The sequence below is a fragment of the Clostridium fermenticellae genome (assembly GCF_003600355.1).
GTDB lineage: Bacteria > Bacillota > Clostridia > Clostridiales > Clostridiaceae > Clostridium_AV > Clostridium_AV fermenticellae.
Genome location: NZ_CP032416.1, coordinates 49,262 through 70,773, shown reverse-complemented (window position 1 = coordinate 70,773; position 21,512 = coordinate 49,262). Strand labels below are relative to the sequence as shown.

At 39.0% G+C, this 21,512-nt stretch carries 10 protein-coding genes, 1 tRNA gene, 5 rRNA genes and 2 other annotated features (1 of these 18 cut by a window edge); of the genes, 2 read left to right on the top strand and 14 right to left on the bottom strand.

The window, feature by feature from the left end:
- Nucleotides 1–19 precede the first annotated feature (19 nt).
- The 3 genes from D4Z93_RS00335 to D4Z93_RS00325 form a co-directional block, all read right to left on the bottom strand.
- Nucleotides 20–2,920: ribosomal RNA gene (locus tag D4Z93_RS00335) — 23S ribosomal RNA — on the bottom strand.
- A gap of 449 nt (nt 2,921–3,369) precedes the next feature.
- A 16S ribosomal RNA gene (locus D4Z93_RS00330) occupies nt 3,370–4,882 on the bottom strand.
- The 16S and 23S rRNA genes sit together here, the layout of an rRNA operon.
- A gap of 506 nt (nt 4,883–5,388) precedes the next feature.
- Nucleotides 5,389–6,522 (bottom strand): pyridoxal-phosphate-dependent aminotransferase family protein, encoded by a 1,134-nt coding sequence (locus tag D4Z93_RS00325; RefSeq protein ID WP_119969804.1) that lies wholly within the window; start codon nt 6,520–6,522, stop codon nt 5,389–5,391.
- A 177-nt stretch (nt 6,523–6,699) separates the two neighbouring features.
- Here D4Z93_RS00325 and D4Z93_RS00320 point away from each other — a divergent pair, with 177 nt between their 5' ends.
- A complete protein-coding gene (locus D4Z93_RS00320; RefSeq protein ID WP_119969803.1) occupies nt 6,700–7,299 on the top strand; it encodes a uracil-DNA glycosylase in 600 nt (199 codons plus the stop codon).
- A gap of 74 nt (nt 7,300–7,373) precedes the next feature.
- Here the strand turns inward: D4Z93_RS00320 and D4Z93_RS00315 are convergent, their stop codons facing one another.
- From D4Z93_RS00315 to D4Z93_RS00280, 8 genes are all read right to left on the bottom strand, one after another.
- Nucleotides 7,374–8,318, bottom strand: a complete 945-nt coding sequence (locus tag D4Z93_RS00315) for a zinc-binding metallopeptidase family protein (RefSeq protein ID WP_119969802.1) — start codon at nt 8,316–8,318, stop codon at nt 7,374–7,376.
- Nucleotides 8,319–8,333: 15 nt separating this feature from the next.
- Entirely contained in the window at nt 8,334–9,335 is a 1,002-nt protein-coding gene (locus tag D4Z93_RS00310; protein ID WP_119969801.1) for a M42 family metallopeptidase, read from the bottom strand.
- Nucleotides 9,326–10,366 carry a M20/M25/M40 family metallo-hydrolase gene (locus D4Z93_RS00305; protein ID WP_119969800.1) on the bottom strand — a complete coding sequence of 347 codons (1,041 nt, stop codon included), beginning with the start codon at nt 10,364–10,366 and terminating at the stop codon, nt 9,326–9,328. The genes D4Z93_RS00310 and D4Z93_RS00305 overlap by 10 nt, the downstream gene beginning before the upstream one ends.
- A 205-nt stretch (nt 10,367–10,571) precedes the next feature.
- A tRNA-Lys gene (locus D4Z93_RS00300) sits at nt 10,572–10,647 on the bottom strand.
- A gap of 8 nt (nt 10,648–10,655) precedes the next feature.
- A 5S ribosomal RNA gene (rrf, locus tag D4Z93_RS00295) occupies nt 10,656–10,772 on the bottom strand.
- Between the two features lie 61 nt (nt 10,773–10,833).
- Nucleotides 10,834–13,734, bottom strand: a 23S ribosomal RNA gene (locus tag D4Z93_RS00290).
- 449 nt (nt 13,735–14,183) lie between these two features.
- A 16S ribosomal RNA gene (locus D4Z93_RS00285) occupies nt 14,184–15,696 on the bottom strand.
- 438 nt (nt 15,697–16,134) lie between these two features.
- Nucleotides 16,135–17,070, bottom strand: coding sequence for a GNAT family N-acetyltransferase (locus tag D4Z93_RS00280; protein WP_119969799.1), 936 nt, complete (start codon nt 17,068–17,070; stop codon nt 16,135–16,137).
- A 181-nt stretch (nt 17,071–17,251) separates the two neighbouring features.
- Here D4Z93_RS00280 and D4Z93_RS00275 point away from each other — a divergent pair, with 181 nt between their 5' ends.
- Nucleotides 17,252–17,668 carry a DUF3842 family protein gene (locus D4Z93_RS00275; protein WP_119969798.1) on the top strand — a complete coding sequence of 139 codons (417 nt, stop codon included), beginning with the start codon at nt 17,252–17,254 and terminating at the stop codon, nt 17,666–17,668.
- 39 nt (nt 17,669–17,707) lie between these two features.
- Here the strand turns inward: D4Z93_RS00275 and D4Z93_RS00270 are convergent, their stop codons facing one another.
- The 3 genes from D4Z93_RS00270 to D4Z93_RS00260 form a co-directional block, all read right to left on the bottom strand.
- Nucleotides 17,708–18,955, bottom strand: a complete 1,248-nt coding sequence (locus tag D4Z93_RS00270; protein ID WP_119969797.1) for a DUF1015 domain-containing protein — start codon at nt 18,953–18,955, stop codon at nt 17,708–17,710.
- 23 nt (nt 18,956–18,978) lie between these two features.
- Nucleotides 18,979–19,914, bottom strand: coding sequence for a D-2-hydroxyacid dehydrogenase (locus D4Z93_RS00265; RefSeq protein WP_119969796.1), 936 nt, complete (start codon nt 19,912–19,914; stop codon nt 18,979–18,981).
- An 81-nt stretch (nt 19,915–19,995) separates the two neighbouring features.
- On the bottom strand, nt 19,996–21,066 hold the full coding sequence (locus D4Z93_RS00260; protein WP_119969795.1) for a pyridoxal-phosphate-dependent aminotransferase family protein: 1,071 nt from the start codon (nt 21,064–21,066) through the stop codon (nt 19,996–19,998).
- A 101-nt stretch (nt 21,067–21,167) separates the two neighbouring features.
- Nucleotides 21,168–21,367 (bottom strand) — a binding site (T-box leader).
- A 38-nt stretch (nt 21,368–21,405) separates the two neighbouring features.
- Nucleotides 21,406–21,512, bottom strand: a binding site (T-box leader) (it continues 91 nt past the right edge of the window).

The window sequence follows — 21,512 nt, the reverse complement described above, 5'->3', positions numbered from 1 at the left end:
AATTGATTAAGAAAAGTAATTGGTCAAGCCCTCGACCTATTAGTATCAGTCAGCTGAACATATCGCTATGCTTACACCTCTGACCTATCAACCTTGTGTTCTTCAAGGGGTCTTACTAGCTTACGCTATGGGAAATCTAATCTTGAGGTGGGCTTCACGCTTAGATGCTTTCAGCGTTTATCCCGTCCCGACATAGCTACCCAGCCGTGCTCCTGGCGGAACAACTGGTACACCAGAGGTCAGTCCATCCCGGTCCTCTCGTACTAAGGACAGCTCCTCTCAAATTTCCTGCGCCCGCAGCGGATAGGGACCGAACTGTCTCACGACGTTCTGAACCCAGCTCGCGTGCCGCTTTAATGGGCGAACGGCCCAACCCTTGGGACCTACTTCAGCCCCAGGATGCGACGAGCCGACATCGAGGTGCCAAACCTCCCCGTCGATGTGGACTCTTGGGGGAGATCAGCCTGTTATCCCCGAGGTAGCTTTTATCCGTTGAGCGATGGCCCTCCCACGAGGTACCACCGGATCACTAAGCCCGACTTTCGTCCCTGCTCCACCTGTATGTGTCGCAGTCAGGCTCCCTTCTGCCTTTGCACTCTGCGAACGATTTCTAACCGTTCTGAGGGAACCTTTGGGCGCCTCCGTTACATTTTAGGAGGCGACCGCCCCAGTCAAACTGCCCGCCTAACAATGTCCCGTGACCAGATAAATGGCCTCCGGTTAGAATTCCAGTACTGTCAGGGTGGTATCCCAAGGGTGACTCCACCAGGGCTGACGCCCGGGTATCTAAGTCTCCCACCTATCCTGTACAGACAATACCGAAACTCAACGTTAAGCTGCAGTAAAGCTCTACGGGGTCTTTCCGTCCAACTGCGGGTAGCAAGCATCTTCACTTGCACTACAATTTCGCCGGATTTGCTGTTGAGACAGTGCTCAAATCATTACGCCATTCGTGCGGGTCGGAACTTACCCGACAAGGAATTTCGCTACCTTAGGACCGTTATAGTTACGGCCGCCGTTTACTGGGGCTTAAGTTCATACCTTCGCCATACGGCTTAGTATTCCCCTTAACCTTCCAGCACCGGGCAGGCGTCAGCCCCTATACATCAGCTTACGCTTTAGCAGAGACCTGTGTTTTTGCTAAACAGTTGCTTGAGCCTATTCTCTGCGGCCATCAATAAAGATGGCACCCCTTATCCCTAAGTTACGGGGTCAATTTGCCTAGTTCCTTAACAGCAATTCTTCCGATGGTCTTAGGATTTTCTCCTCACCTACCTGTGTCGGTTTGCGGTACGGGCACCGGTTTACTCCATAGAGACTTTTCTTGGCAGCGTGGAACCGGATACTTCTCTCTTAAAAAGAGATCCCTGTAACACCTTAACTAATCCCGGTGGATTTACCTTCCGGGCACGTCTGAGTGCTTAGACACACATCCAATAGTGTGCACATCCTATCCTCCTGCGTCATCCCATCTGTCAAACGCAAACTGGCGGTATTGGAATATCAACCAATTGTCCATCACCTACGCCTTTCGGCCTCGGCTTAGGTCCCGACTAACCCTGGGAGGACGAGCCTTCCCCAGGAAACCTCAGGTTTTCGACCAATAAGATTCTCACTTATTTCTCGCTACTTATGCCAGCATACTCACTCCTGTACGGTCCACCGCTCCTTACGGTACGGCTTCAATCCATACAGGAAGCTCCTCTACCACTCTTACGAGTCCATAGCTTCGGTGGTAAGTTTTAGCCCCGGACATTTTCGGCGCAGGATCTCTCGACTAGTGAGCTATTACGCACTCTTTAAATGAGTGGCTGCTTCTAAGCCAACATCCTAGTTGTCTTAGAAATCCCACATCCTTTACCACTTAACTTACACTTTGGGACCTTAGCTGATGATCTGGGCTGTTTCCCTTTTGACCACGGATCTTATCATTCGCAGTCTGACTGCCGGGATACAAGTAAATGGCATTCGGAGTTTGATAAGGTTCAGTAACTTTTTAAAGCCCCTAGCCTATTCAGTGCTCTACCTCCATTACTCAGTCCCGACGCTAGCCCTAAAGCTATTTCGAGGAGAACCAGCTATCTCCGGGTTCGATTGGAATTTCTCCGCTATCCACAGCTCATCCCATGGTTTTTCAACACCAACGCGGTTCGGACCTCCACGGAATTTTACTTCCGCTTCATCCTGTCCATGGATAGGTCACCCGGTTTCGGGTCTACAGCATGCAACTGGTCGCCCTATTCAGACTCGGTTTCCCTCCGGCTCCGTACCATAAGTACTTAACCTTGCTACATACCGTAACTCGCTGGCTCGTTCTACAAAAAGCACGTCGTCGCACTTAAATGTGCTTCGACCGGTTGTGGACACACGGTTTCAGGTTCTATTTCACTCCCCTTCCGGGGTTCTTTTCACCTTTCCCTCACGGTACTGCTTCACTATCGGTCACCAGGTAGTATTTAGCCTTGGGAGGTGGTCCTCCCAGCTTCCCACAAGGTTTCACGTGTCTCGTGGTACTCTGGAATAGATCTAACTAAAATTCTTTTTTACTTACAGGGCTTTTACCTTCTGTGGCGGAGCCTTCCAGCTCTCTTCAATTAAAGAATAAAAGTAATTGTGATCTACCCGCAACCCCAGGAACAAGTTCCTGGTTTGGGCTCATTCTCTTTCGCTCGCCGCTACTAAAGAAATCGATATTTCTTTCTCTTCCTCCGGGTACTTAGATGTTTCAGTTCCCCGGGTGTGTCTCTATAAACCTATGAATTCAGTTTACAGTACATGACGTTAGTCATGCGGGTTGCCCCATTCGGAAATCTACGGATCACAGGCTATTTGCGCCTACCCGGAGCTTATCGCAGCTTATCGCGTCCTTCTTCGACTCCTGGTGCCATGGCATTCACCATGCGCCCTTTGTAGCTTGACCTTTTAAGTAAAAATTGCTATAAACTCCGTATCTTTCTGTCAAATGTTTCGCCCGGATACTCACTTACATAAGTAAGCTCCACCCTTCGCACGACATTTTCCTCAAGCTACCCGTTTCTATCAATTTTTACCGGTTAATTAATAATAATATATGTTAATATATATCAAATAATTAAGAATCTTTAATCAATTTTACAAAGTAATAACTTTACTTTAACTTTCTTCTCTGTGCAGTTTTCAAAGAACAATATGAGAATGATGACAGATAACATCTGCTATCTGTTAAAAACCTTATAGATTTAAGCCTGCGGCCCGGTGTAATTTTAACGTCAAAATACATTTAGCTAAATTACCCGTTAAAAACCGTTCGGGTTTTTAACCCCTCAAAATCAAACAGAGTAAGTATAAACCGGTCTTTAAGATAGAGTTACCTATCTTACGACTCCTTAGAAAGGAGGTGATCCAGCCGCAGGTTCTCCTACGGCTACCTTGTTACGACTTCACCCCAATTATTAACCCCACCTTCGGCCGCTGGTTCCTTACGGTTACCCCACGGACTTCGGGTGTTGCCAACTCTCATGGTGTGACGGGCGGTGTGTACAAGGCCCGGGAACGCATTCACCGCGACATTCTGATTCGCGATTACTAGCAACTCCAGCTTCATGCAGGCGGGTTTCAGCCTGCAATCCGAACTGAGGTGAATTTTAAAGTTTGGCTCACCCTTGCGGGTTTGCATCTCTCTGTATTCACCATTGTAGCACGTGTGTAGCCCTAGACATAAGGGGCATGATGATTTGACGTCATCCCCACCTTCCTCCCGGTTGACCCGGGCAGTCTCACTAGAGTGCTCAACTTAATGGTAGCAACTAATGATAGGGGTTGCGCTCGTTGCAGGACTTAACCTAACATCTCACGACACGAGCTGACGACAACCATGCACCACCTGTCTCCCTGCCCCGGAGGGCTTCCCTAATTACAGGTAATTCAGGGGATGTCAAGTCTAGGTAAGGTTCTTCGCGTTGCTTCGAATTAAACCACATGCTCCGCTGCTTGTGCGGGCCCCCGTCAATTCCTTTGAGTTTTAATCTTGCGATCGTACTTCCCAGGCGGAGTACTTATTGCGTTTACTGCGGCACAGAAGGGGTCGATACCTCCTACACCTAGTACTCATCGTTTACGGCGTGGACTACCAGGGTATCTAATCCTGTTTGCTACCCACGCTTTCGTGCCTCAGCGTCAGTTACAGTCCAGAAAGCCGCCTTCGCCACTGGTGTTCTTCCTAATCTCTACGCATTTCACCGCTACACTAGGAATTCCGCTTTCCTCTCCTGCACTCCAGATATCCAGTTTGAAATGCAGTCCCCGGGTTAAGCCCGGGGTTTTCACATCCCACTTAAATATCCGCCTACGCACCCTTTACGCCCAGTAAATCCGGACAACGCTCGCCACCTACGTATTACCGCGGCTGCTGGCACGTAGTTAGCCGTGGCTTCCTCCTTTGGTACCGTCATTATCGTCCCAAAAGACAGGGCTTTACAATCCGAAAACCTTCATCACCCACGCGGCGTTGCTGCATCAGGCTTCCGCCCATTGTGCAATATTCCCCACTGCTGCCTCCCGTAGGAGTCTGGACCGTCTCTCAGTTCCAATGTGGCCGATCACCCTCTCAGGTCGGCTACGCATCGTCGCCTTGGTGAGCCGTTACCCCACCAACTAACTAATGCGACGCGGGCCCATCTCAAAGTGGATTACTCCTTTGGTTGCTTTACTATGCAGTAAAACAACATTATGCGGTATTAATCTCCCTTTCGGGAGGCTATCCCCCTCTTTGAGGCAGGTTGCCCACGTGTTACTCACCCGTCCGCCGCTAGATCCATCCCCGAAGGGATTTCTCTCGCTCGACTTGCATGTGTTAAGCACGCCGCCAGCGTTCGTCCTGAGCCAGGATCAAACTCTCAATTTAATTTCTTATATAAAACTCTTATTCAGAGTTTTGAGTTCAACTTAAGCTCATTTACTTTACTTTCAAGCTGTTAAAACAGCTTTCAAAAGAATTGCTGGTTTATTTTTACTCTTCTCTGTTTGATTTTCAAGGTTCATTACCGCTTCATCCAAGCGACTTATACATCTTACCATGTACTCTCTAAACTGTCAAGAACTTTTTTTAAGACTTTTAATTATTTTAATTTCCATTATATATAATTAAAAATTCCTCTGAAAACTTTTCCTGACCGTAACTTGAGTTCCCTCAAGCAACATATGTTATTCTATCATAAATCCTAATTAACAAATTAAACTTAAGCTTAATTATTTTAAATTAAATTACTATTTCTAAATATATATACATTTTTCGTCATTTCCCTATTATTGATACACTAGGTTTAGTTTGTTTTAATTTTAGAGTTAAATTATACAATCCCTGTAATATCACACATTAAAATGTACACAATAAATCAAATCTACTCAGTATTAAAATCTCTCTAAAAATTTTTTACTTAAATCACATTTTAATTCAACTCCAAAATATTTAAGCGATCTTTGAAATGCAAATAAAGCATAAGCAACTTTATCTAATCTTGCGTTTTCACCCATATGACCTATTCTAAAAACTTTACCATCCAAATAATCAAATGCCCCAGCTATAAGTATATTATAAGTATTATACATATACTCTATTACCTTTTTATTATCCACATTGTCTGGAGTATTTATAACTGTCACAGTACTTGAAAAACTATCTTTTAAATATAATTTTAATCCTGATTCTCGTATGACATATCTCACACCTTCTGCTATTTTACTATGTCTTTCAAATACATTCTTATCCGCAAGTAAATTATCCAATGCAACACTAAATCCAACTATATCACTTGAAGGTTGTGTATATGGAAACCACTTATTATCATAATAATTTTCCCATATAAGCAGATTACAATAAAATGATGCTACTGGGGTTTCCCTTGATTTCATAGCTTTGATTGCATCTTCACTAATACTTACTATTGCAAGTCCAGGAGGTGCAGATATACATTTTTGTGAGGCTCCTAATACAATATCTATATTCCAGTCATCAACCTTAACTTCCTCTCCGCCAATAGCAGATACACTATCAACAACCGTTAAAATACCTTTTTCTTTTAAAAGAGGGCATATTTTTGAAATATCATTTAAAACACCTGACGGGGTATCACAATGAACCACTGTAGCATATTTAAAATCACTGTCTCCATTTAAGAATTTTTCTAATTTACCAATATCTATACCTCTAGTTCTATCTCCCTTAAAAAATACAACCTCACCTCCATATAATCTTACAAAATCAGCAAATCCTTCTCCAAATATTCCGTTATCAATTACTAAGACCCTATCACCTTTTTCAGTTAAAGATGCACAAGCAGATTCTAATGCTATTATACCTTCTCCATTTAATATCCTTACTCTATTTTTAGTATTTAAAAGACAGCCTATTTTATCACATGTATCTCTGTAGAAATCATAAAATCTCAAATCTAGATCTGGATTTGTACACTCAATACCTCTTGCTAACCTAACATTTTCTCTAACTTGCGTCGGACCAGGTGTCATAATATATGGAACTTTCATCAATCACTCACTCCCTAAACAAATTTTAATAAGAATTATACCATTTGACTGTTTTATTTCAAAATGTACTGATACAATTTTTGTAGTAAATCACACTATAATTTAAATATTTTACATAAATATAATTTCTCATGTTAAAATTATTTATGAAAAAGATTGTAGAAAGGGTGATTTTAAGTGGATCCAAAAGATTATTTAAAACAAGAAATTATAAAAATTTATGAGAATCACAATTCAGATGATATAGGTGGCTATATAACGGGTGATGGCCCCATACCTTGCGATATTCTGTTTGTTGGTGAAGCTCCTGGTAAAACAGAAGTTGAAACAGGTAAACCTTTTGTTGGAGCTGCAGGCAAAAATTTTGAAAAATATTTAGATTCAATAGGTATGAAAAGAGAAGATATAAGAATCACGAATACATGCTTCTTTAGACCTATTAAGAAAAAGATAGGAAAGAATAATAGAATTTCAATAAGTAATCGTCCTCCAAAATCAAATGAAATATCCCTATTTAGCAAAGTACTCGATGAAGAAATCGATCTAGTAAATCCTAAAATAATAATAACCTTAGGAAATGTTCCATTAAAAAGACTGACAAATTTTAATTCAATTGGTGAATGTCATGGTAAAGTTTATTTTATAGAAAGTCTTAATAGAAATGTTTTTCCTATGTATCATCCCTCATCTTTAATATACAATAGGAACGAGGATTTTCACAATTTATATAAAACTGATTGGATAAATTTAAAAAAAGCCTTAACCAAACTAAGTTAAACTACATACTGAAAATTCTGTATAGGGGTTATAATTTTAAGCTTAAAATTATAACCCCTATAAAAATATTAAATCTAAATTATATTTTCCAGTAACTTTATAGTACCTTCTATATCATCTATACAAATCATTTCCGAACACGAATGTTTATATCTACACGGAATATCTAATTCTCCTGTTTTTATTCCAGCTCTCTCCTTATGGAGCAATCCACCTTCTGAAGTTCCAGCACTTATACTGTACTGAACATTAATTCCTGACTTTTTTGCTGATTCTTCAAGCATATTTTTTATATCCATATGCATTATAAGTGACTTGTCCATAATTTTTAGAACCGGTCCTTTTCCCAATTCAACATTTCCATCTGATTTTTCCATATCTTTTGCTTTTTCAAGCCCAAGTACAATACAATAATCAGGATTTATCCCATATGCTGCTGCTCTAGCACCTCTACCGCCTAATTCCTCTTCAGTCGAAAACACGAAAAAAACTTTTTTATCCTTAACACTAACAGCTCTTTCTATTAATTTAATAAGTATATAGCATCCCACCTTATTATCAAGTAAAGGACTCATTATATTGCCTTTTCCTACCTTAATATATGGTCCAACTAAACAGGCAGTATCACCAATTTTAACTTTTTCTGATGATTTTATTTTATTATCTAATCCTATATCTATAAATAATTGATCATGAGTATTGCACAATCTGCCTACTGTTCCATTCTTAAATCTCACAAAGCTATTAATTGCATATTCATTTTCAAAACACCCTATTTTTTCTACACGTATAAGTCCATTGTCTTCTATATATGATACTATAAATCCTATGCTATCCATGTGCGCACACAACATTATTTTACTATCACCGCTACCCACACTGGCTATAAGGTTACCCATTTTATCTTCAGTTAATTCACAATTAGTAGTTTTAAGCTCCTCTTTTATAATATTTTTAACGTAATCTTCATTTCCACTAACCGAAAAACTGTCTATTAACTTACCAAGTAATTTATCCACCAAAACTACCTCCCTTTACTTACAAGACTTAAGATAATTTATTAATAAGTCTATAGTATTATTGTAATCATTCAAACTACATACTGATACAGTAGAATGCATATATCTGCAAGGAATTGATACTGCAGCTATATTTGTACCTTCTCCTATCATATCAATTGCATGAGCTTCATTTTTAAATTTAGAGTCACTTTTCCACTGATAATGAATTCCACTCTGAATAGCAGTTGATATAATAGAATTCGTAACATTATTATTAAGAAGTATACTGCCATTTTTTATAGATATAACAGGGCCACATCCAACATCGCTTATCTCTAGATATTTTGGAGTTCCAGGTATATCATTACTTTTATATGTATCTACCACTATACAAATATCTGGTCTTACATTAAAAGTAGATACAAATGCTCCTCTTTGTCCAACTTTTTCTTGAACATTAAATATGCAGTATAAATCACAATCGTATTCTTCCTTTAATATATTTATAAGTATTGAACATCCAATTCTATTATCGAATCCTTTTCCCTTTATAAGATTATCACCAAATTCCTCAAAATCAGTATCAAAAACCGCATAATCTCCAAGTTTAATGATACTTCTAGTTTCTTCTTTAGATAACGATCCTACATCTATACATAAGTCTGAAATTTTTGTTTCCTGTCTTCTTTCATATCTACCCTGAAGATGTATAGGTTTAGCACCAATAATTCCTGAAAACCTTTTTTCACCTACGGAAACAACTTTAGATACAATTGAATTTGAATCAATATTCCCTAACGGTGAAAATCTTAATGTACCATCATCATTATATCCGGTAATTATAAGACCAACTTCGTCCATATGTGCATATAATGCTACTTTGGGTCCTTTTCCATTTTTATGCGCTATCACATTACCCATTTTATCTATATTTATTTCATCTGCTAAATCTTTTATATTCTCTTTTATTACATTTCTTGCACAATCTTCGTAGCCAGAAGGTGCTATAGAATTGCAAAGATCAACTAAAAGCAAAATACTCCCTCCAATTCGTGAGAATCTAATTTTTCTATAAATTTAGCTACAAGCCTGCCTGTATTCTTAATATCGTCCATATTTACAACCTCAACAGACGTGTGCATATACTTTATGGGAATTGAAATTAAAATACTTGGTACTCCATCTCTAGATACTTGGATATCCCATGCATCTGTACCCGTATTTCCAGGTTCAACTTCTATTTGATAAGGTATATTATATTCTAATGCTATATCTATAATTTTTTGCCTTAATTTACTATGAACATTAGGCCCTATACAAATAACAGGTCCTGAACCTAATTTATTTTCTCTTTCCACATCTCCCATAGCTCCACCATCAAAAGTTGTATCTATTGCTATTCCTATATCCGGATTTATATCATAAGTTGCCATCTTAGCCCCTCTATGTCCAACTTCCTCCTGACACGAACAAACAAAATACACATCCATATAATGATTTATACTTTGCAACTCTTTAGCACAGAAGTACATTGAAGCAATACCAGCTCTATCGTCAATTGCTTTACATGAAACGTTATTATTTAAAAGTTTAACAAATTTTCTTTTTATCTCTATATAATCACCTATTTTTATATATTTTTCAATATAGTTTCTACTAAATCCTGTATCAATAAGTAAATTTTCCTCTGAAAAATGCTGTGTTTTATCCTGTTCATTGGAATCTTCTAAAAATTCCAATCCAATGATTCCATGTACATCTTGTTTACCATGAATTATAACTTCTTGTGATACCAGGGTTTTACAATCTATACCCACACTTTTAAATTTAATAAATCCATTACTAACTATATCAGTAACTACTAAAAATACTTCATCACTATGTGCCATAATCATTATTTTACCATGACTCTGTCCCTTTTTATGTATATATATATTATTTAAATCACTTATTGAAATTTGACCTAAATTTTTAAAAACAGATTGTATGACTGGATAAATATTTTGCTCCTGTCCACTCGGTGAATATGTTCCACACAAATCCTTTAATAAATCTAATTCATTCATATTATAAATACCATTATTAATACTTAATAATGGGTCTCCTCCTCTTCCATTTATATATTACCATTATACAATAATTATTTATATACAATAAATAAAAAAAGTCCCATTTAGCTAATTATATTACTATAAACGCCAAAATGAAACTCATATATATTAATCTATATTTCTATGGTAAAAAAATAAAAGTATCTTACTAAAGATACTTTGGTGGCTTACCGGGGAATCGAACCCCGGACACCATGATTAAAAGTCATGTGCTCTACCAACTGAGCTAGTAAACCATACATTTACCTGGCGGTGACCTACTCTCCCGCAGGGCTGCCCCTGAAGTACCATCGGCACAATAAAGCTTAACCTACCTGTTCGGTATGGGAAGGAGTGTTACCTTTATGTAATAACCACCAGATTGCTGATTGTTCTCTCAAAACTGCACAGTAAAGATAGAAGAAATTGATTAAGAAAAGTAACTGGTCAAGCCCTCGACCTATTAGTATCAGTCAGCTGAACATATCGCTATGCTTACACCTCTGACCTATCAACCTTGTGTTCTTCAAGGGGTCTTACTAGCTTACGCTATGGGAAATCTAATCTTGAGGTGGGCTTCACGCTTAGATGCTTTCAGCGTTTATCCCGTCCCGACATAGCTACCCAGCCGTGCTCCTGGCGGAACAACTGGTACACCAGAGGTCAGTCCATCCCGGTCCTCTCGTACTAAGGACAGCTCCTCTCAAATTTCCTGCGCCCGCAGCGGATAGGGACCGAACTGTCTCACGACGTTCTGAACCCAGCTCGCGTGCCGCTTTAATGGGCGAACGGCCCAACCCTTGGGACCTACTTCAGCCCCAGGATGCGACGAGCCGACATCGAGGTGCCAAACCTCCCCGTCGATGTGGACTCTTGGGGGAGATCAGCCTGTTATCCCCGAGGTAGCTTTTATCCGTTGAGCGATGGCCCTCCCACGAGGTACCACCGGATCACTAAGCCCGACTTTCGTCCCTGCTCCACCTGTATGTGTCGCAGTCAGGCTCCCTTCTGCCTTTGCACTCTGCGAACGATTTCTAACCGTTCTGAGGGAACCTTTGGGCGCCTCCGTTACATTTTAGGAGGCGACCGCCCCAGTCAAACTGCCCGCCTAACAATGTCCCGTGACCAGATAAATGGCCTCCGGTTAGAATTCCAGTACTGTCAGGGTGGTATCCCAAGGGTGACTCCACCAGGGCTGACGCCCGGGTATCTAAGTCTCCCACCTATCCTGTACAGACAATACCGGAACTCAATGCTAAGCTGCAGTAAAGCTCTACGGGGTCTTTCCGTCCAACTGCGGGTAGCAAGCATCTTCACTTGCACTACAATTTCGCCGGATTTGCTGTTGAGACAGTGCTCAAATCATTACGCCATTCGTGCGGGTCGGAACTTACCCGACAAGGAATTTCGCTACCTTAGGACCGTTATAGTTACGGCCGCCGTTTACTGGGGCTTAAGTTCATACCTTCGCCATACGGCTTAGTATTCCCCTTAACCTTCCAGCACCGGGCAGGCGTCAGCCCCTATACATCAGCTTACGCTTTAGCAGAGACCTGTGTTTTTGCTAAACAGTTGCTTGAGCCTATTCTCTGCGGCCATCAATAAAGATGGCACCCCTTATCCCTAAGTTACGGGGTCAATTTGCCTAGTTCCTTAACAGCAATTCTTCCGATGGTCTTAGGATTTTCTCCTCACCTACCTGTGTCGGTTTGCGGTACGGGCACCGGTTTACTCCATAGAGACTTTTCTTGGCAGCGTGGAACCGGATACTTCTCTCTTAAAAAGAGATCCCTGTAACACCTTAACTAATCCCGGTGGATTTACCTTCCGGGCACGTCTGAGTGCTTAGACACACATCCAATAGTGTGCACATCCTATCCTCCTGCGTCATCCCATCTGTCAAACGCAAACTGGCGGTATTGGAATATCAACCAATTGTCCATCACCTACGCCTTTCGGCCTCGGCTTAGGTCCCGACTAACCCTGGGAGGACGAGCCTTCCCCAGGAAACCTCAGGTTTTCGACCAATAAGATTCTCACTTATTTCTCGCTACTTATGCCAGCATACTCACTCCTGTACGGTCCACCGCTCCTTACGGTACGGCTTCAATCCATACAGGAAGCTCCTCTACCACTCTTACGAGTCCATAGCTTCGGTGGTAAGTTTTAGCCCCGGACATTTTCGGCGCAGGATCTCTCGACTAGTGAGCTATTACGCACTCTTTAAATGAGTGGCTGCTTCTAAGCCAACATCCTAGTTGTCTTAGAAATCCCACATCCTTTACCACTTAACTTACACTTTGGGACCTTAGCTGATGATCTGGGCTGTTTCCCTTTTGACCACGGATCTTATCATTCGCAGTCTGACTGCCGGGATACAAGTAAATGGCATTCGGAGTTTGATAAGGTTCAGTAACTTTTTAAAGCCCCTAGCCTATTCAGTGCTCTACCTCCATTACTCAGTCCCGACGCTAGCCCTAAAGCTATTTCGAGGAGAACCAGCTATCTCCGGGTTCGATTGGAATTTCTCCGCTATCCACAGCTCATCCCATGGTTTTTCAACACCAACGCGGTTCGGACCTCCACGGAATTTTACTTCCGCTTCATCCTGTCCATGGATAGGTCACCCGGTTTCGGGTCTACAGCATGCAACTGGTCGCCCTATTCAGACTCGGTTTCCCTCCGGCTCCGTACCATAAGTACTTAACCTTGCTACATACCGTAACTCGCTGGCTCGTTCTACAAAAAGCACGTCGTCGCACTTAAATGTGCTTCGACCGGTTGTGGACACACGGTTTCAGGTTCTATTTCACTCCCCTTCCGGGGTTCTTTTCACCTTTCCCTCACGGTACTGCTTCACTATCGGTCACCAGGTAGTATTTAGCCTTGGGAGGTGGTCCTCCCAGCTTCCCACAAGGTTTCACGTGTCTCGTGGTACTCTGGAATAGATCTAACTAAAATTCTTTTTTACTTACAGGGCTTTTACCTTCTGTGGCGGAGCCTTCCAGCTCTCTTCAATTAAAGAATAAAAGTAATTGTGATCTACCCGCAACCCCAGGAACAAGTTCCTGGTTTGGGCTCATTCTCTTTCGCTCGCCGCTACTAAAGAAATCGATATTTCTTTCTCTTCCTCCGGGTACTTAGATGTTTCAGTTCCCCGGGTGTGCCTCTATAAACCTATGAATTCAGTTTACAGTACATGACGTTAGTCATGTGGGTTGCCCCATTCGGAAATCTACGGATCACAGGCTATTTGCGCCTACCCGGAGCTTATCGCAGCTTATCGCGTCCTTCTTCGACTCCTGGTGCCATGGCATTCACCATGCGCCCTTTGTAGCTTGACCTTTTAAGTAAAAATTGCTATAAACTCCGTATCTTTCTGTCAAATGTTTCGCCCGGATACTCACTTACATAAGTAAGCTCTACCCTTCGCCCGACATTTTCCTCAAGCTACCCGTTTCTATCAATTTTTACCGGTTAATTAATAATAATATACGTTAATATATATCAAATAATTAAGAATCTTTAATCAATTTTACAAAGTAATAACTTTACTTTAACTTTCTTCTCTGTGCAGTTTTCAAAGAACAATATGAGAATGATGACAGATAACATCTGCTATCTGTTAAAAACCCTATAGATTTAAGCCTGCGGCCCGGTGTAATTTTAACGCCAAACTACATTTAGCTAAATTACCCGTTAAAAACCGTTCGGGTTTTTAACCCCTCAAAATCAAACAGAGTAAGTATAAACCGGTCTTTAAGATAGAGTTACCTATCTTACGACTCCTTAGAAAGGAGGTGATCCAGCCGCAGGTTCTCCTACGGCTACCTTGTTACGACTTCACCCCAATTATTAACCCCACCTTCGGCCGCTGGTTCCTTACGGTTACCCCACGGACTTCGGGTGTTGCCAACTCTCATGGTGTGACGGGCGGTGTGTACAAGGCCCGGGAACGCATTCACCGCGACATTCTGATTCGCGATTACTAGCAACTCCAGCTTCATGCAGGCGGGTTTCAGCCTGCAATCCGAACTGAGGTGAATTTTAAAGTTTGGCTCACCCTTGCGGGTTTGCATCTCTCTGTATCCACCATTGTAGCACGTGTGTAGCCCTAGACATAAGGGGCATGATGATTTGACGTCATCCCCACCTTCCTCCCGGTTGACCCGGGCAGTCTCACTAGAGTGCTCAACTTAATGGTAGCAACTAATGATAGGGGTTGCGCTCGTTGCAGGACTTAACCTAACATCTCACGACACGAGCTGACGACAACCATGCACCACCTGTCTCCCTGCCCCGGAGGGCTTCCCTAATTACAGGTAATTCAGGGGATGTCAAGTCTGGGTAAGGTTCTTCGCGTTGCTTCGAATTAAACCACATGCTCCGCTGCTTGTGCGGGCCCCCGTCAATTCCTTTGAGTTTTAATCTTGCGATCGTACTTCCCAGGCGGAGTACTTATTGCGTTTACTGCGGCACAGAAGGGGTCGATACCTCCTACACCTAGTACTCATCGTTTACGGCGTGGACTACCAGGGTATCTAATCCTGTTTGCTACCCACGCTTTCGTGCCTCAGCGTCAGTTACAGTCCAGAAAGCCGCCTTCGCCACTGGTGTTCTTCCTAATCTCTACGCATTTCACCGCTACACTAGGAATTCCGCTTTCCTCTCCTGCACTCCAGATATCCAGTTTGAAATGCAGTCCCCGGGTTAAGCCCGGGGTTTTCACATCCCACTTAAATATCCGCCTACGCACCCTTTACGCCCAGTAAATCCGGACAACGCTCGCCACCTACGTATTACCGCGGCTGCTGGCACGTAGTTAGCCGTGGCTTCCTCCTTTGGTACCGTCATTATCGTCCCAAAAGACAGGGCTTTACAATCCGAAAACCTTCATCACCCACGCGGCGTTGCTGCATCAGGCTTCCGCCCATTGTGCAATATTCCCCACTGCTGCCTCCCGTAGGAGTCTGGACCGTCTCTCAGTTCCAATGTGGCCGATCACCCTCTCAGGTCGGCTACGCATCGTCGCCTTGGTGAGCCGTTACCCCACCAACTAACTAATGCGACGCGGGCCCATCTCAAAGTGGATTACTCCTTTGGTTGCTTTACTATGCAGTAAAACAACATTATGCGGTATTAATCTCCCTTTCGGGAGGCTATCCCCCTCTTTGAGGCAGGTTGCCCACGTGTTACTCACCCGTCCGCCGCTAGATCCATCCCCGAAGGGATTTCTCTCGCTCGACTTGCATGTGTTAAGCACGCCGCCAGCGTTCGTCCTGAGCCAGGATCAAACTCTCAATTTAATTTCTTATATAAAACTCTTATTCAGAGTTTTGAGTTCAACTTAAGCTCATTTACTTTACTTTCAAGCTGCCAAAGCAGCTTTCAAAAGAATTGCTGGTTTATTTTTACTCTTCTCTGTTTGATTTTCAAGGTTCATCGCCGCTTCATCCAAGCGACTTATACATCTTACCATGTACTCTCTAAACTGTCAAGAACTTTTTTTAAGACTTTTAATTATTTTAATTTCCATTATATATAATTAAAAATTCCTCTGAAAACTTTTCTTGACCGTAACTTGAGTTTCCTCAAGCAACATATGTTATTTTATCATAAATCCTAATTAACAAATTAAACTTAAGCTTAATTATTTTAAATTAAATCTTTGTCTCTAAACATATATATATTTTTCATCATTTTTCTACTATTGATACACTTGGTTTAGTTTTTTATATTTTAATTCAGAGCAGCTTATAGAAAGTTATATGATTCTGCCACTTACCATTTATAAATAGATACTTTTCATTTAAACCAAGTTCTTTAAATCCACAATGCTTTAAAACTCTTTGAGATTTTATATTGTCTACCAATGTAGAAGCCTCCAGTCTATGAAGTCCAATATCATAATTTGCATAATCGCATGCTAGCTCTAAAGCTTCCTCCATATAACCATTCCCTTGTTCATCTTTATCTATAGAATATCCTACAACTGCACTTTTTAATACTCCAAGAACAATATTTGATATCTGAATTTTGCCTATAAACCTTTCGCCTTTATATATACCGAAATTAACACTTTCCGAATCTATAAATTGTTTATAACTTTCTATTAGATTTCTCCTTTGAAATTGCAAAGTATAAAAACTTTCTTCCCTCTCTGGCTCAAAAGCTTTTAAATGCTCTCTATTTTTTAAGTAATAATTTAAAACATCTTGACTTTTATTTGGGGTTAAAACTACTATACTAATACTTTTTCCATTTCTCTTAAAATACTTATTTCTATTAATATTTTGAAATACATCAAAATCTATTCCGAATAATAGCTCATCCTTATACTCACAATTACAAATTAAACTGTCTGAAATTATACCCTCTAGCTTGAACCCAAGATCAGTAAATGACATTATATTTATATCCTCATCCGCTATAACATTTATCTTATATAAGTTCATGTTCTTAAATAAAGATATTAAGAACATCCTTATTGATTCTTTCAGCAATAAATAACTCTGATCTCTCTCTTTATAAAACTTTATTCTAAACGAACAATATCTATTTTTAACAGAATATTCTATTATAAAAGTTCTACCTATAGTTATACCGGATTCATCTCTTATTATATATTCATCTTTACTGCCCTTAACCGAATCTATAGTAACATACTGATGTTCTAACATACTGATCTCTCCCAATTCAACTTAAATATGTACACCTATAATTATAATTCTTTTATATTAACTTAACAAACAAATTTATATGCTTTAAATATTCTCCTTAGTTGGACTTTTACAATCCTTTAATATAAAATATTAATGTATTTTTATAAAATATTATTATTGTCTGGAGGCTTTAAATATCATGAGAATAGCGGTCATTGACGCTCAAGGAGCAGGCCTTGGTCAAACAGTTATAAAAAAAATCCATAAGGAAATAAGCGCCAAAATATATATAATAGCTTTGGGTACTAATAAAACTGCTACATTTAATATGCTTAAAGCCGGAGCAAATATAGGTATAACTGGCGAAGATAATATATGCTCATTTTGCACTAATCATACGGTTAATTGTATAGTTGCCCCAATTGGTGTCATGTGTAATGGAGGAATTAACGGAGAGATTACATCTTCTATTTCAAAATCGATTTTCGAGATGAACTGCACCAAATATATTATCCCTTTAAGAAAACATAATATATTTATACCGGGTACAAGAAACCTTGAGATAAAAGAAATCATATATGAAATTATTAATGATATTAAACAAAATATAGATTAAGACTAGTAATTAAGCTAGTCTTAATTATAAGTGCACTTATTATTTTAATTCATGCACAAATATACCACTTCTCAGTTTCGGCTCAAACCATGTTGATTTCGGAGGCATAACTTTTCCTGCATCCGCTATATTCATTAAATCCTGCATATATGGTGCATACATTGAAAAAGCAACCTTACCTTCATTTCTATTAACTCTCTCCTCTAGCTCTGAAAGTCCCCTTATTCCACCTATAAATTCTATTCTTTTATCAGTTCTAGGATCTCCTATGCTTAAAATTGGTGTCAATAAATTATTTTGAAGAATAGATACATCTAAATTTTTAACAACATCGTGGGCATCATAACTTCCAACCTTAGGTTTAAGTTTATACCACTTTCCAGCTAAATACATTCCATAACTATGTTTGCATTTAGGTTTATATTGTCCTTTTAAAGTATACTCTTCTATATTAAATTTCTCGGCTACTTTTTCTATATATTCCTTCACATCTAAACCATTTAGATCTTTTACTATTCTATTATAATCCAATATATTTAGGTCATTATCAGGGAAAATCACCGATAAGAAAAAATTAAATTCTTCATTACCATCATATCCTGGATTCTGATTTCTTCTTTTAAGTCCAATTTTAACTGCAGATGCTGCTCTATGATGTCCATCTGCTATATATAAATTTTTTATTCCCTTGAACAGATTTATTAAGACCCGTATGATTTTTTCGTTATCTATAACCCAAACAATATGCTCAACTCCATCATTTGCAATAAAATCGTATTCTGGTATCCTTTTAGTCCATTCGTCTACTATATCTCCTATATTTTTATCATACCTATAGGTCAAAAATATAGGTCCTGTATTTGCATCACAAAAATCAATATGATTTATTCTATCTTGTTCCTTCTCTTTTCTTGTAAACTCATGCTTTTTTATAACATCATTTAAATAATCGTCTACAGCTGTACATCCAACTATACCTGTCTGTACTTTTTCACCCATAACCAATCTATATATATAAAGACATCTTTTTTTATCCTTTATAAGAATATTTTTTTCTATCATATTATATAAATTTTCACGTGCTTTTTCATATATTTCAATGTTATAAGGATTCTTATTATCATCGAAGTCAATTTCGGCCCTGTCAACATGTAAAAAGGATATTGGATTTTCTGCTGCCATTTTTTTTGCTTCTTTCCTACTCATAACATCATAAGGAAGCTCTGCAACTTTAGAAACTAAATCCTTTCTAGGCCTTATCGCCATAAAAGGTCTTAAAACAGCCATAAACAATCTCTCCTCTCTAAATTTCAAGCATTCGCTGCAAATTTATCATTTAATTTAGTAAATTCCTCTACTATGCCTACAATTTCTTCTCCTATTCTCTTCTGTGCTTCTTTAGTCGATGCTCCTATATGTGGAGTTACTGATACCCTCGGATTATTAACAAGTTTAGAATTAGGTTCTGGTTCGTTTAAAAATACATCCATTGCCGCACCTGCCACTTTTTCATTTTGAATTGCCTCTAAAAGAGCATTTTCATTTATAATTCCACCTCTTGCACAGTTTATTATATAAACCCCATCCTTCATCAATTCAAATTCTTTAAAATCAACTATTGGTTTATCTCCTTTATTAAAAGGAATATGAAATGATATAAAATCCGATTTTTTAAATAAATTCTCTAAATCTACAAATTTATATTTATCAAACCCTTTAGTCTCTCCAAGTTTATCTGTATAAATCACTTTCATTCCAATAACCTCAGCCCTTTTGGCTACTTCTCTAGCTATCCTCCCAAATCCTACTAGGCCTAAGGTTTTTCCATATAATTCAATACCTTTATACTGTTTCTTATTCCACTCCCCATTTCGCATCGTTATGTTCGCATTAGGTATAAATCTTGTTACTGCAAACATATGGGCTAAAGTAAGTTCTGCAACAGATATACTGCTGGCATTAGGTGTATTTCTAACCTGAATACCTTTATTTCTAGCATATTCAACATCTATATTATCTACACCAACTCCTCCTCTAATTATGAGTTTAAGTCTGCCTTTTACACCTTCATCTATTATCTCCTTCATTATCTTAGTTGCTGATCTTACAATTACAATATCATAATCCTTTATCTTTCTCTTTAATTCTATAGTCTCATAGTGTTTGTCTTTCACTTCAAATCCACAATGCAGAAGCTCATTTAAAGCATTCTTTTCAATTCCATCACAAACTAGTATTTTAAGCATAAAAATCCTCCTAATATTCAAAATAATATTAATATTACAACTTTTATTTTTGCATTACCATCAGATCCTGTATAGAATTCACTAAAGCCTCAGTATATCATTTATATTGTAAATAAGTTCCTTAACATCATCTAAAGTACATTCGGCCATGTGTGCTATTCTAAACGCCTTCTCTTTAAGCTTTCCATAACCATTAGATATTTGAAAACCTCTTTTCCCTAATTCTTTATTTAAGTTTGCTACATTTATATTTCTTGTATTTCTAATATTGGTAAGAGTATTGGACAAATACCTTTCATCAGCATAGAGTTCAAAGTACTCCCTTGCCCATCCTCTAACATATTCAGCCATTTCTTTATGCCTTCTATATCTGTTTTCCAGTCCTTCTTTTAATATTTTATCAAGTTGATAATCCATTGCAAACATATGAGAAAGCGATGGTGTGGATGGATACTGATAGTCTTTTTTCTGTATATAGTTATAAAGAGATAACAAGTCTAAATAATACCCTCTAAATTTAACTTTTTTAGCTCTTTCAATAGCTTTTTCTGAAAATGAACAGACTGCCATTCCCGGTGGAAGTGCCAATGCCTTCTGACTCGAAGTAAGGCATACATCAACTCCTAGTTTGTCTACTTCTATTCTTGTTCCCCCCATTGAACTTACGGTATCAAGACACCAGACAACTTCAGGATACTTTTTTATAATAAATGCGATTTCTTCAACTGGATTCATAACTCCTGTAGATGTCTCATTATGTGTCATACAGATAACATCATATTTACCAGTTTTTAAAACCTTATCTACTTCTTTTAAATCAACTGCCTTACCCCATTCAACTTCGAATAAATCTGCCGGGACATTATTATTTGCAGCCATCTCGTACCATCTCTTTCCAAAAGCTCCTATTGAAAATATCGCTGCTCTTTTAGCAGTACAAGTCCTTACAGCACCTTCCATAAGTCCACTGCCTGATGTAGTTGATAGAAGTATCTCTTCTTTTGTGTAAAATATTTTTCTCATCTTATCACTTATTCTTCTTTGAAGATCAGAAGCTTCCTTACTCCTATGTCCTATCATAGGTGTTGCCATTTTATAGAGAACATCTTGAGTCACCTCTACCGGCCCTGGAATAAATAATTTTTTATGCATAATATACCTCCAACTATATTTAAATTATTTTGTAGTGTAAAGTTATAATTTGATAAAGTATTAAACTAAAAGTATATAAAAAAGAACTAATTATCCCTCATAATAGGGACGAATTAGTTCGCGTTGCCACCCTTATTGATCAATAAATCCTGATCCTCTTAATTTACATAACGGCTATACCGTATATTACTCGTCGTAATAATCCTCCAAGGTGGATTCATTAAAATTAAGTTATCAGTTCTCACCTTTAACTGACTCTCTTAAAACTAATTTTAACTACTATTCTCTTCATTGGAAAATATTTAATTAATATAAAAAATAAAACCAATCATCCCCCACAATAGGGACGATTGGTTCGCGTTGCCACCCTCATTGATCAATAAAATCTTGATCCTCTCAATTCACATAACGGCTGTGCCGTACTACTCATCGTAATAATCCTCCAA